Annotated in this window: 14 protein-coding genes; all 14 read left to right on the top strand. The window is 60.1% G+C overall.

The window, feature by feature from the left end:
* Positions 1–145 precede the first annotated feature (145 nt).
* The 14 genes from ACERY3_RS13720 (at position 146) to ACERY3_RS13655 (ending at position 11,842) form a co-directional block, all read left to right on the top strand.
* A complete protein-coding gene (locus tag ACERY3_RS13720; protein WP_373225863.1) occupies positions 146–1,258 on the top strand; it encodes a phage protease in 1,113 nt (370 codons plus the stop codon).
* Positions 1,245–1,658 carry a hypothetical protein gene (locus tag ACERY3_RS13715; protein WP_373225862.1) on the top strand — a complete coding sequence of 138 codons (414 nt, stop codon included), beginning with the start codon at positions 1,245–1,247 and terminating at the stop codon, positions 1,656–1,658. Before ACERY3_RS13720 ends, ACERY3_RS13715 begins: the two co-directional genes overlap by 14 nt.
* A 12-nt stretch (positions 1,659–1,670) precedes the next feature.
* Positions 1,671–2,594 (top strand): Mu-like prophage major head subunit gpT family protein, encoded by a 924-nt coding sequence (locus ACERY3_RS13710; protein ID WP_373225861.1) that lies wholly within the window; start codon positions 1,671–1,673, stop codon positions 2,592–2,594.
* Positions 2,594–3,034, top strand: a complete 441-nt coding sequence (locus ACERY3_RS13705; protein WP_049857640.1) for a gp436 family protein — start codon at positions 2,594–2,596, stop codon at positions 3,032–3,034. Before ACERY3_RS13710 ends, ACERY3_RS13705 begins: the two co-directional genes overlap by 1 nt.
* Positions 3,034–3,687 carry a phage protein Gp37 gene (locus ACERY3_RS13700; protein WP_240874353.1) on the top strand — a complete coding sequence of 218 codons (654 nt, stop codon included), beginning with the start codon at positions 3,034–3,036 and terminating at the stop codon, positions 3,685–3,687. The genes ACERY3_RS13705 and ACERY3_RS13700 overlap by 1 nt, the downstream gene beginning before the upstream one ends.
* Positions 3,680–3,919 carry a DUF2635 domain-containing protein gene (locus ACERY3_RS13695; RefSeq protein ID WP_373225860.1) on the top strand — a complete coding sequence of 80 codons (240 nt, stop codon included), beginning with the start codon at positions 3,680–3,682 and terminating at the stop codon, positions 3,917–3,919. The genes ACERY3_RS13700 and ACERY3_RS13695 overlap by 8 nt, the downstream gene beginning before the upstream one ends.
* Complete coding sequence (locus tag ACERY3_RS13690) at positions 3,916–5,340, top strand: phage tail sheath C-terminal domain-containing protein (RefSeq protein ID WP_373225859.1); 1,425 nt, start codon at positions 3,916–3,918, stop codon at positions 5,338–5,340. The genes ACERY3_RS13695 and ACERY3_RS13690 overlap by 4 nt, the downstream gene beginning before the upstream one ends.
* Positions 5,341–5,351: 11 nt before the next feature.
* The gene (locus ACERY3_RS13685; protein WP_049857636.1) at positions 5,352–5,729 is read left to right on the top strand and encodes a hypothetical protein; all 378 of its coding nucleotides are present in this window, start codon (positions 5,352–5,354) and stop codon (positions 5,727–5,729) included.
* Positions 5,729–6,106, top strand: coding sequence for a phage tail assembly protein (locus tag ACERY3_RS13680; protein WP_373225858.1), 378 nt, complete (start codon positions 5,729–5,731; stop codon positions 6,104–6,106). Before ACERY3_RS13685 ends, ACERY3_RS13680 begins: the two co-directional genes overlap by 1 nt.
* Before the next feature lie 152 nt (positions 6,107–6,258).
* Entirely contained in the window at positions 6,259–8,343 is a 2,085-nt protein-coding gene (locus ACERY3_RS13675; RefSeq protein WP_373225857.1) for a phage tail tape measure protein, read from the top strand.
* Positions 8,340–9,677, top strand: a complete 1,338-nt coding sequence (locus ACERY3_RS13670; protein ID WP_373225856.1) for a DNA circularization protein — start codon at positions 8,340–8,342, stop codon at positions 9,675–9,677. Before ACERY3_RS13675 ends, ACERY3_RS13670 begins: the two co-directional genes overlap by 4 nt.
* Positions 9,661–10,773 (top strand): phage baseplate assembly protein, encoded by a 1,113-nt coding sequence (locus tag ACERY3_RS13665; RefSeq protein ID WP_373225855.1) that lies wholly within the window; start codon positions 9,661–9,663, stop codon positions 10,771–10,773. Before ACERY3_RS13670 ends, ACERY3_RS13665 begins: the two co-directional genes overlap by 17 nt.
* A complete protein-coding gene (locus ACERY3_RS13660) occupies positions 10,773–11,435 on the top strand; it encodes a phage baseplate assembly protein V (protein ID WP_373225854.1) in 663 nt (220 codons plus the stop codon). Before ACERY3_RS13665 ends, ACERY3_RS13660 begins: the two co-directional genes overlap by 1 nt.
* A gap of 59 nt (positions 11,436–11,494) precedes the next feature.
* Positions 11,495–11,842: a phage GP46 family protein gene (locus ACERY3_RS13655; protein WP_373225853.1), complete on the top strand. Its 348-nt coding sequence runs from the start codon at positions 11,495–11,497 to the stop codon at positions 11,840–11,842.
* Positions 11,843–11,844: the final 2 nt, after the last annotated feature.

Here is an 11,844-nt window from a genome sequence, read left to right as displayed (position 1 = left end):
GGGTTGTCAGCGCGTATGCTGATGACGTTTCGTTATTTTGCTCTTCCTCCCTGTTCGCTCCTGCTTCACTCCCGTAACTGTTTCCCCCTTTTCTGACGCCGTATCCTGCCCCCAGCGTTACGGCTCAGAAAGGATGATTTACCCCATGTGGAAACTTGCGACCGCCTCGATTGCCGGTATCAACAAGGACAACACGGCCCGCATTCAGTTGTTTCCTGCTGGCTGGTTCGGTGCGCCTGATGGTAGCGGTCAACGCTGGTATATGGACGCCGCACTGGCACAAAACCTGATAGACGCCGCAAACCGCCGCATCAACCACTACGAATTCGACTACGAACACCAGTCCCTGAATGCGCCGAAGGCCAATGGCCCGGTGCCTGCCTCCGGCTGGTTCAAGTCGCTGACATGGGTGGAAGGTGAAGGTCTCTTTGCGGATGTGAAATGGACCGCCCGTGCCGCATCGCTTATCCAGGCAGATGAGTACCGCTACGTTTCCCCGACGTTTCGTTATGACAAAAACGGTCACGTCCGGGAGCTGGTGAACGCCGCCCTGACCAATACGCCGGTGCTCGACGGTATGCGTCAGGTGGCGGCGTCCATGATGTTTTATGACAACGGAGAAACACCGATGAACGAAAACCTTCGCCTCGCGCTGTGCGCCATTCTTGGGCTGGGTAATGAGGCAGACGAGGCCGCCATTCAGACCGCCGTCGACACACTGCAGAACGGCGAGCTGAAAGCGGCGAAATGTTCTTCTGTCGGCGCGCTGCTGGCTGCGCATAAAACGCAGCTGGCGCAAAAAGACCAGGCCATTGCGGACGGACAGAACCAGATTGCTGCCCTGTCGACTGCCGGTCAGGGCGGCAGGCCAGACCCGACAAAATATGTGCCGGTGGCCGTGGTCGATGATCTGCGTGCTGAACTGGCCTCCCTGTCTTCTCAGGTTCAGGGCGATAAGGTCGATGCGCTGCTGACCGCCGCGCTCAGCGATGGTCGTGTGATGAAGGGCGCGGATGAGGACAACCTGCGCGAGCTGGGTAAAAGCGACTTTGCGCTGATGGAAAAGATGATCGGTGCCCGCAAGCCGATTCAGGCGCTGTCCCGCATGCAGACGCAGGGCATGACCCTTGATGATAAAGGTAAGCCGGTGCCGGATGCCGGAGCACTGGCGGTCTGCGGCCAGTTTGCTGACTTCGGGCTGGATGAAGCGGTGTTTAATGAAGCTTACGCGAAGGAGATGAGCAATGGCCCTTACTGATGCGCAAAAAGCCGACGTCGATGCACCGTACATTGACGGTGAATTAATCCCGGTTCCCGCCGCTGCCGGTGAGCTTATCCCGGCGGGCACCATCGTTTGTATCAATGCCGACGGTCTGGCCGTGGGTGGTCAGGTTGCGCCGGACCTGGTGTATGCCGGGCGTGCTGAAGAGCGGGCTGACAACACCGGTGGCGGGGATGGTGACATTCCTGTACTGGTCCGCCGCCATAAAGCCTTTCGCTGGGCGAACGATGGCACGGTGACTCAGGCGGCGCTCGGTAAACGCATTTTTATCCTGGATAACCGCACGCTGACAAACGCTGCCGGAATTGATGACACCACGCATTCCCCGTCCGGCGTTGTGGTGATGCTGACCAGCGACGGCGTGTGGACTGAGTAAAAGGAAAACCCCATGATTTTAAACAGAAACAACCTGACCGCGCTCTTTGTGGCGCTAAAAACCACCTTCAGCAACGCGTTTGACGCGGCTCCCTCTCAGTGGGATCAGGTCGCCACGCTGGTGCCCTCCACCACCCGAACCAATGATTATGCCTGGCTTGACCGCTTTCCCCGCCTGAAGAAGTGGGTGGGCGATAAAGTCGTGAAGGCGCTGACGCAGCACAGTTACACCCTGACCAACGACTCTTACGAAGCCACGGTTGAAGTCGACCGCGACGATATCGAGGACGATCAGATTGGGATTTACGCCCCGCAGGCACAGGACGCCGGGTTCAGCGCAAAACAGTGGCCGGATGAACTGGTCTTTGAAGCGCTTAATGAAGCGTTTAAGGCGAAATGCTATGACGGCCAGCCGTTTATCTCTGACAAGCATCCTAACGGCAAGGACAAAGACGGTAAGGACCTGGTGGTCAGTAATCTTGGCTCAGCGAAGCTGTCCGCCGCGTCTGTCGCTGATGCGCAGAAATCCTACGGTGCTGCCCGCACGGCGCTGCGCCGTATGAAGGATGTAGAAGGTCGACCGCTCAACGTGCAGCCTGTGCTGCTGGTTGTTCCTCCGGCGCTGGAAGACACCGCCAATGCCCTGATGACCGCCGAACGTCTGGATGACGGGAAAGCCAACATCTACAAGGGCACCGCGAAGGTGCTGGTCGTGCCGTGGCTCACCAGCGATACCGCCTGGTTCCTGATGGATACCACCCGTGCCATCAAGCCGCTGATTTTCCAGCAGCGCAAAAAGCCGATTTTTGTGTCCCAGCAGGACATGAATAACCCGGACGTGTTTAACCGCAAGAAGCTGAAGTTTGGTGCTGAAGCGCGCGGGGCCGCCGGGTACGGACTGTGGCAGATGATTTACGGCTCAACGGGGACGGCATAATGGTTTACGCGACGCCGGAGGATTACATCTCGTTTTTCACCGTGCGTGACGCTGCGACGGTCACGGCTCCCCGTGGCCGCGCTGACCCGGATGAAGCGCGTATTGAGCGTCATCTGCAGTCAGCCAGTCGGCGCATGGATTCTTATATCGGTGCCCGGTACGTCCTGCCACTGACCGATGTGCCGGAAGCGTTGCGGGACTACTGCTGTGACATTGCCCGTTTTCTGATGACCGGCACCGAGCACCGCTGCACCGACGAAATCCGCATTCGTTACGAGGATGCCATCAGCTGGCTCCAGCGGGTTGCCGCCGGGAAGGTCAGCATCGGCACCAGTACGCAGAGTGGCGCGACGGTTGCCGTTTCCACGCCGGATGTGGAGTTTTACAGCGATGGTCAGGACCTGTGGAGCCGCAGGCGCACCGGCGGAGGGTGTTACTGATGATAACCACCATTGAAGATGCGCTCTGTTTACGCCTGCGTGAAGGGCTGGGACTGATGGTCTCGGACGTGGTGAGCTGGGATGTGATGACCGACGATCTGGCCGTCATCCTCGGGCGGCTGCCCGGCGCGTTCGTCACCTTCACCGGCATCACGTCAAGCGTGGCGCACGACACCAGGCGCACCCGCTATAAGGTATCCGGCAGGTTTGGCGTTTACGTGGCGGATTACAACCTGCGTGAGAACGAAGCCATCCGGCACGGCGGTGTGCGGCTGGATGAACCGGGGTGTTACCGGATGGTGCGCGCGGTTCGCCGCCTGCTGTCCGGGCAGGATTTGGGGCTGAATATTGGCTGCCTGCAACCGGCAACCGTCCGCCCCGTGACCAACCGGGTTTTCAGTGAACAGGCGGTGGCCATGTATGAGTGTCTTTTTGATACCACCTGGTATGAAGACACTCTGCCGAACCGGAGCTGGCCGGTGCCACCGGACAGTGACGACCTGCCGGATATGGATTTTGTTCGCTGGCAGGGGCGGATGGATGCGCCAGTACCACCGCACCACTCAACGCATGGCGCGTTCTCCGTTGACGGGGAAGTGGTCGCGCAGGACATCGTGAACCACCAGAAGACGACGGAGACATCTGATGATTAAGGTTGTGGCCCGCTCCGGGCTGAAAGTACCGATGGAACACAACGCCCGGCGCTATGTCACCGACAAGCCCGTGGACGTGGACGAGTGTTCAACCTATTACCAGCGCCGCTTGCGTGATGGTGACCTGTGCCCCGTGAAGGATGAGACGGTGGCTGTCGCGCCGGTTGAAATGCCGTTACAGGATGCCCGTGCGCAAACTGTGGTCACTGATAAAAAACGAGGTCATTCATGACAGATATTATCCCTGCCTCCACGCGCGTTCCCGGCACCTATGTGGGGTATGATTTCTCGCGTGCCGGACGTGCCCTGGCCTCCGGCGAAGAATATGTGGTGATTCTGGCGCAGCGTCTCGCGACAGGCCAGATTGCTGCCCTGACGCCCACCGACGTCTTCAGCGCAGAAGAAGCTGCAGATTACTTTGGCCGTGGTTCGCAGGCACACCGGATGGTGGCAAAGGCGATTGATGCCAACGCCAACCTGAAGCTGGCGGTCTGTGCGCTGGACGATGACGGGGCCGCCGTGGCGGCAACCGGGGGCGTGGCACTTGCCGGGACCGCCAGCAGCAGCGGGCAGGTTCGCCTGCAGGTGGCCGGGGTGACCGTTGCTGTCGCAGTCAGCACCGGCGATGAAGCCGCCGACCTGATGACAGCGCTGGTACAGGCTGTGGCCAGTAAGCCGGATTTACCCCTGACTGCAGCGGCGGGCAGCGTGACCGTGCAGGGTGCGCCTGCGGACGGTGTGGTACTGACCGCGCGCAATAAAGGGGCCTGCGGTAACGAAGCCGGCCTGACGCTTACCGTCACGGCGACCGGCTTAACCGGCACGCTGATCGCGATGAGCGGTGGTCAGGGCGATCCTGAACTGGCCCCGGCGTTGTCAGCGATTTTCAGCGCCGGTCATACCGTGGTGGTCACGCCGTACTCGACAGATGATGCGCTGAGCGCGCTGGCCACGCACCTGGATAAGGTCTCCGGGCCGACGGAACAGCGCGGTGCCGTGGGTATTGCAGGATGGCGTGGCACGCTTGCGACGGGCACCACCCTGACGGGCAAACTCAACGCCTCCCGCATCTCAACGGGCTGGCATAACGCCTCAGTGCTGTCTAACGGAGAGCTGGCCGCCGTCTACGGGGCGGTTCTGGCCAGTGAAGATGATCCGTCAGAACCCATCGACAATATCGTGTTGCCGGGGCTGGATATCCCGCCGCAGGCCACCTGGCCGATGCGTACCGAAGAAGAGAACGCGCTGCACAACGGCCTCACCCCGTACAGGGTGGCAGGCGACAGCGTGCAGCTGGTCCGCGCCATCAGTACGTACATCAAAAACAGTGAAGGCATTGAAGATGCCACCCTGCTTGATCTGACAACCATCCGCACGCTGGATTATGTGCGCATCGCCTGGCGTACCCGTATGTCACAGCGTTTTCCGAACGGCGGTAAGCTGACGGACCGTCGCCTGCTGCAGATCAAGTCCGAGACGCTGGATGTGCTCTACGCCCTCGAAGGGCTGGAGATGGTGGAAAACATCGATGCGTATAAAGACCAGGTCATCGTCGTGCGCAATGCCCGTGACGATACCCGTGCGGATGCGTCAATCCCGGCTCCGGTGGTGCGCGGGCTGCACATCCTGACCGGCACTATTTACCTGTATTAAGGAGTCAGCCGATGTCTGATGAATACGTCGGGCCGATTGTCCTTGAGGTCAACGGCACAGAAATCGAAGTCACCCGCGTCAACCCAACGGTGGATACGGGGCGCAAGCTGGTCAAAACCATGAACTCAACGGGCCGTGCCCGTGGTCATGTGAACGGCATCGCCACCTATAACCTGACGGTGGAAGCAGTCAAGCCGAAAGGCCGGACCATCATCTGGGAAAACATCACCGACGGCAAGCTGTCGCTGTACCCCGAGGATGACCGCAGCAGTGACAAGACCATTACCTATCAGAACTTTACCGTCCAGACGGTGAGCGACGAGTACAACGTGGATAACGAGGCGCGCGTGACCATCACCGGCTTTGCCCTTAACCGAATTGAGGAATAATGATGACCGAAACAATGAAAGCCTCCGGCACCCTGGCGCTCGGCGTGGAATATAACGGCGAGATGCACCGTGATTATGTGCTGCGCCTGCCGACCGTGGGTGATGAGATTGACGCCTCTGATGCCGACGTGCCGGACAGCGGCTTCGGCGTGGCGCTGATGGCGGCCTGCCTTGAAAAACTCGGCACCATCCCGAAGGAGAACCTGACGTATGACCTGCTGCGTGGGCTGCTCAGTGAAGACTATGAGCAACTCCGTATGGCGCGGGACGAGCTGAAAAAAAAGCTGAAACCAGAGAGCGGCGCTGGCGGGACCTCCGACACGCCTGCGTCAGGCTCCGGCGATACGGCTACAGCGACGAAGACGTCCGTGCGCTGACCAAACCAGAGCTTGCCGGGGTGCTTGATGCCGTGCTGCGCATCGAGCACCCCAAAGCCTGGATGAAACAACAGCGCGGTGAGAGCCGCACCTATATCAGCCGTCGCCGTAAAGGTCCACGACAGCGAAAACCACCCCGCAGGAAATAACGCATGGCCGGTCCGTTTAACACGCAATTCAGCGTCAGCCTGAAGGATGACTTCACCGAGCGCTACCGCCAGATTCAGGAAGCGGTGAAGCGCGCCCAGCAGGCGCGTGAACAGCTGGGTATCCGTTCTGAAGGCGTTATCCGCAGGGAAATTCGCGAGACGCAGGAAGCGTATCAGGAGATGGCACGCAGTGGCGTGGTGTCAGCCTCTGAGTTGTCGCGGGCTTATGCGCAAGTGACAGATCAGGTCGGGAAGCTGAATCGCGAGCTGGGTGAAACGGGACGCACACAAAGCAGGCTGGTCAGCGGTCTGAAAACCGGCTTTCGTGTGGCGGGCGGGATTGGTGCCGGTATCATCGGGGCCGGTATGGTGCTGCGCCGCCCCGTCAGCGAGCAGATGGATTACGACAGCGAACTGCGCCGCACGGCAAACTTCATGTACCGCGATCAGGGCGTTGAGGGACGTCTTGGCGGGGTCAAAACCATAGACGAGAATGTCCGGGCAGCGACCCGCTATGGCGGCGGCACCCCGGAAGAGGCCCTCACGGCGTCTGAGATGATGGCGCGTTCTAAAATGAACCGCCAGCAGGTGTTCGACGCACTGCCGGAAGTCATGAAGGTCCACTCCGCCACCGGGGCCGACGCAGAAGATGTCGCCTCCCTGATGACGTCCACCTATAACTTCGGCCTGTCGGGTAAGGATGCCCAGGCTGCGCTGGATGCAGCGACCACTGCTGCACAGAACGGACGCGCCGATGTGCCGATTCTGGCACGCGAAGTGCCACGTGGTCTGGAAAGCGCAAAGTCAGCCGGTCTGTCCGGTAAACACGGTTTCGCACAGACGCTGGCACTGTTTGAAGTGGCGGCATCAGTTGCCGGTGATGCGACCGAGGGGGCCACGAACGCCAACGACCTGCTGGCCGAACTCTCGTCAAACAACCTGAAGCACAATGCGAAACGGGTAAAGATTCGCGGCAAAAAAGTCGATTTTCAGGCGATGGCCATCAAGGACATCTCTAACGGGCTGACGCCGCTCGATACCCTGTCGCATCTGGTGGATAAATATGACCAGTATGATCCGGCGGGTATTGCGCTGCGCAAAAAGCTGTCGCACGCCACGTCAGACACCGAGCGCCAGCGCTATCAGGATGCGCTGTCAAAACTGCACGGCGATCACATTTCTGCGTTTCTCACCAACCAGCAGTCGCGCAACGCCTTTTACGGCTATGAGCGCAATAAGGATATGTTCAACAACATCACCGGGGATGTGGAGGCGCAGTTTAATTTGCCTGAAGGACAGCGCTCCACGGACGTTGACTATGGTGTGGTTAAGGACAGTAACAGCTTTAAGGTCGCTCAGGCGAAAAACGAAGAGCGCTATGCGACCAATGATGCCATGAAGGGAACAGCCAACGTGCTGGGCGACCTGGCGGAAAAAGGCTCGCATCTGGCTGAAGAGTTTCCAAAGCTTGCCGAAGCCGCCGCCGGGGCGACGGTTGCCATTAAAGCGATGGCCGCAGCCGCCATCCTGCGAGAGGGGGCCGGACTGCTGACCGGGGGCGGTGGTGGTGGTCTTCTCGGCAAGGTACTGCGCAAAGGTGGCACTGTTGCCGGTGAGGCGGCGGAAACCGCAGGCGAAGTCGCTGAAAGCAAGCCCGGCTGGCTGACCCGGCTCGGTGGTTTTCTGCTGTCCGGCGGTAAAAAAGTGGTGTCGGGCGGGAAGAATCTGGTCACCAACGGCGTGCTGGAAGATGGCCTGCTGGAAAATCCGGTAGCGCTGGCCGTTGCCGGAATGTTCGTCCCGTCCGATACGGTCAGCGGCAGTGATGAAAGCCGTGAACTGAGCCGCCTGAAGGCGCGTAACCGCAACGAGAACTCACAGGGCAATATTCTGCCGTCCTCAGCGGAAGCCCTGAACATGCTGCAGAACTGGCCGGGACACAATGCGCCGGTCGGTGGGGCTGTGCGGGCACCGCAGCCCCCACAACCGGCTCCCAACGTGAACGTTGTGGTGCGTCTTGACAGTCACGACATTGCAGCCGCCATTCAGGTGCTGATTGACAACAACAACCGCAGGCATGGCACATGAGCGATATGATAACCCAGCTGTCTTCCCTGCTGGGGATTGACACCCTGTTACCCGCCTCGTTCCGGGGCGTTAACTTCGAATGCCTTTACACCCGCGACACGCTGGCCCGCGATACGATCATGTACGCCCCTCCTTATCAGGATGGTGCGACAACGGAAGATCAGGGGCTGAAGGCGGTGAATTTTCGTCTGACCGCACTCCTGTTCGGCAGCGACTGGAAACAGCAGTTAAAGACGCTTTTAGCCACGTTTAAAACGGCGGGTGTCGGTGAGCTTGTCCACCCCGTTTACGGCTCCATCCCGAACGCGCAGTTTCTTGAAGCCGGTGTTGAAAAACACGTTGAACCGCTGGATGCGGTCACGGTGGAGCTGGTCTTTATCGAGTCTGGCACCGAACAGGCGCTGTTTGCTGCGGCGTCCGCCGATGAAGCCGCGCAGAGCATTTCACTGACCGGCAATGACCTGCTCGATGAAGCGGCCTCCGACTTTGCCAGCGCCCTGCAGGCCATGAAAGACCTGAAAAACGGGCTTGAGCAAATCAATAACGTGGTGGCCGAGGCGGAATACCTGCTGCAGACCGTCGAAGGCGAGGTTCAGGGAACCGTGTCGGCGTTCAGCAATCTGCTCGATACCCCGGCAGCCTTCGTGAGCGATCTGAAAAGTGTGCTCGATACCTTCAGCGACAGCCTGATGCTGACCGGTGCCAGCATCAGCGCCTCCTGGCTTTCCCTGACGCGTCTGACAACGCAGGTGCTGGAGACCCCGAAAGGCTATGCGAGCACGCAGGATGTGACGGTCGTCAGCCATCCGTTTTCCCTGCCGCTCAGCCAGACTATCGGTGTCACCGATGACGATACGGCGCTGGTCACCCGTACTGCACAGCTGGTCACGGTGACCGAGCTTGCGGAAGTGGCCAGCACCATTCTGCAGAATGAAAGTGACGCCCCGTCACAGACCCGGACGCAGACCGAGCGCGTGGTGGATGACACCCGGCAGGCCATTGAGGATGCGATCGTCACCCAGCGTGCGGTGATGCAGGACAATATCAGAGCTGCCTCTGAGCAGAACGTCACAGCAGATACCCGCACCACGGCAGCCATCATCCGCAATCTGCAGGCGCTTGCTTACACCCTGCAGATGCAGGGGGCCGCGCTCATTCAGCGCCAGCCGCTGCTGGTCACCCGTGAAGTGGTACGCCACTGCACGCTGTCCATGCTGGCGTTTGAATGGTATGGCGACGCCGGTCGTGCCGCTGAGCTGCTGCGCCTCAATCCCGGTATCCGTAACCCTAATAACCTGCTGCCCGGAGATACCCTGTATGCCTGTGCACGATGACCTTACCCCCGACGAGCGACTGACCCTGTCAGTGGGCGGCGTGGCCCACCACGACTGGGAGCGGTTCTCTGTTGACTCTTCCTTTCTTATCCCCGCCGATGCCTGGCAGCTGGACGTGGGCGTCAGCCACAGCCGCTTACCGCCTGAAGTGGTATCCGGGGCGCGTGTCATTCTCTCCGCCAGCGGCGAGACGGTCATGACCGGGCTTATCGACGATGTCAGTGAGATGGTGACCCGCAGCCAGCACCTGCTGACGCTCTCCGGGCGGGATAATGCCGCCGCACTGGTGGACTGCTCGGCTCCGGTCTTCACAGAGTCAGAGCTGACGCTTGATGAGGTGATGCGCAAGGTGGTTGCCCCGTTTGGCATCACGAAGACGGCCATTCATGCCGATAAGTCTGTGGCCCCGAAAAAATTCACCATCAATCCCGGCGAAACCGCGTGGGAAGCGCTGTTGAAAGTGGCGGAGGTGAACGGCTTATGGCCGTGGGTAGCCCCTGATGGCACGCTTATCATCGGTGGCCCGGACTACAGCACACCGCCCGTCGCCACGCTGACGATGACCCGTGACCGTGGTGGCAATATTCTGGCACTCAACCGTCAGACCAGTATTGCCGGTCGGTATTCGCAGGTCACGGTACTGGCGCAGGGGCACGGCACCCGCCACCATGACGGGGTGCATGACCGTAAGGGAACCGCCACCGATACCGGCTTTACGCTGTACCGTCCGTTCATACGCTCCATGTCGGATACCGATACGGATGATGAGGCTACCGCACGCGCCCGTAAGATTTTGTCAGATTCGCGCCTGAAGGCGCTGACGCTGACGGTCACTGTGCGCGGGCTGCGCACGCCTGATGGCGTGCTGTGGGCACCGGGGCAGCGCGTGGCGGTCAAAAGTGAAATCCACGGTATAGACGGCATCTTTTTTATGATGTCGCGTACCCTGCGGGGCGGGCGCGGTGTTCCGCAGACCACCGTGATGGTGCTGAAAGAAGACGGTATCTGGATACCCGATGCTTACCCGCACCGTCGCCACAAACGCAAAGGGAAACAGGCTGAAGGGACGTGGACTGACTGGAGGGACATCAAATAATGGACGTGGTAGGCATCATCAACCGGCGTATCGGACAGGCACTGGCGGCAATCCGCCTGCCGTTCCGGGCGGTACTGACCCGCATCACGTCCGATGGCGGTGTGATGACCGCACAGCTGGACGGGCTGGAGTCAGAATCACTGCAGGCACTGGAAGTGTTTCAGCAGTACGGCCTGACCTCCGTGCCGCCCGCAGGCACGATGGCCGTGGTGATCCCCGTCGGCGGGAATTCGAGCCACGGCATTGTGGTGGCGACGGAGAACAGCGCATACCGCCTGCAGGCGCTGGAAGACGGCGAGGTGGCCATTTACACCAGTGAAGGGGCCACCATCGTGCTGAAGAACGGCAAAATCATTGAGTCCCACTGCGATGAGTTTCGCCTGTACTGTAAAAAATATGTCGTCAATGCGAGCGACAGCGTGGAATTCAACACGCCGCAGCTGACCGCATCACAGAACGCCACCGTGAAGGGACTGCTGACCGGCTCCGGGGGAATGAGTATATCCGGCGATAACGGCTCTGGCGTGGCGGCAAGCTTCGTGGGTGATATCAGCCATACCGGCGGAACCATCACGTCCGTCAGCATCAAAATCAACGGCATCGAAGTCGGTACGCACCGGCACCAGACGCCGGACGGCATGTCAGACGGCCCGCAGAACTGACGTCTCCCGCTTCACTCCCGTAACACGCAGGGCTTTCGCGCGCGCGATACCCTGCGGCAATGGAAACACGACTCGATCCTTCAACAGGCGATTACACCGACACCCGGACCACTGGTCTGGAAAATGCCGTGTATGTCCGCCTGACAACACCGCTCGGCAGCTGGCTCTATAACCCGTTGCTGGGTTCCCGTCTGCATGAGTTGCCGCGCAAGGACACCGAAGAAGTCCGGGCGCTGGCTGAGTCATACGCATGGCAGGCGCTGCAGCCGCTGGTCAGCGACGGGCGCGCGACCTCCGTCACCGTCTCTGCCACCCGACGTCGTACGGGCTGGATTGATATGTCGATAGTGGTCGAGCGCCCGGACGGCGGGCTTGTCACCTATGAACATCCGGTGAAGGTGGTGTAACG

It is taken from the genome of Enterobacter cloacae complex sp. ESBL7 (assembly GCF_041679625.1).
In the GTDB taxonomy this organism is placed as follows: Bacteria; Pseudomonadota; Gammaproteobacteria; order Enterobacterales; family Enterobacteriaceae; genus Enterobacter; species Enterobacter asburiae_B.
This window is presented reverse-complemented; position numbering and strand designations above follow the sequence as displayed.

Coding starts and splice junctions, on each gene's coding strand:
- ACERY3_RS13720 (WP_373225863.1), top strand. CDS start 146: ATGTGGAAACTTGCGACCGCCTCGATTGCCGGTATCAACAAGGACAAC.
- ACERY3_RS13715 (WP_373225862.1), top strand. CDS start 1,245: ATGGCCCTTACTGATGCGCAAAAAGCCGACGTCGATGCACCGTACATT.
- ACERY3_RS13710 (WP_373225861.1), top strand. CDS start 1,671: ATGATTTTAAACAGAAACAACCTGACCGCGCTCTTTGTGGCGCTAAAA.
- ACERY3_RS13705 (WP_049857640.1), top strand. CDS start 2,594: ATGGTTTACGCGACGCCGGAGGATTACATCTCGTTTTTCACCGTGCGT.
- ACERY3_RS13700 (WP_240874353.1), top strand. CDS start 3,034: ATGATAACCACCATTGAAGATGCGCTCTGTTTACGCCTGCGTGAAGGG.
- ACERY3_RS13695 (WP_373225860.1), top strand. CDS start 3,680: ATGATTAAGGTTGTGGCCCGCTCCGGGCTGAAAGTACCGATGGAACAC.
- ACERY3_RS13690 (WP_373225859.1), top strand. CDS start 3,916: ATGACAGATATTATCCCTGCCTCCACGCGCGTTCCCGGCACCTATGTG.
- ACERY3_RS13685 (WP_049857636.1), top strand. CDS start 5,352: ATGTCTGATGAATACGTCGGGCCGATTGTCCTTGAGGTCAACGGCACA.
- ACERY3_RS13680 (WP_373225858.1), top strand. CDS start 5,729: ATGATGACCGAAACAATGAAAGCCTCCGGCACCCTGGCGCTCGGCGTG.
- ACERY3_RS13675 (WP_373225857.1), top strand. CDS start 6,259: ATGGCCGGTCCGTTTAACACGCAATTCAGCGTCAGCCTGAAGGATGAC.
- ACERY3_RS13670 (WP_373225856.1), top strand. CDS start 8,340: ATGAGCGATATGATAACCCAGCTGTCTTCCCTGCTGGGGATTGACACC.
- ACERY3_RS13665 (WP_373225855.1), top strand. CDS start 9,661: ATGCCTGTGCACGATGACCTTACCCCCGACGAGCGACTGACCCTGTCA.
- ACERY3_RS13660 (WP_373225854.1), top strand. CDS start 10,773: ATGGACGTGGTAGGCATCATCAACCGGCGTATCGGACAGGCACTGGCG.
- ACERY3_RS13655 (WP_373225853.1), top strand. CDS start 11,495: ATGGAAACACGACTCGATCCTTCAACAGGCGATTACACCGACACCCGG.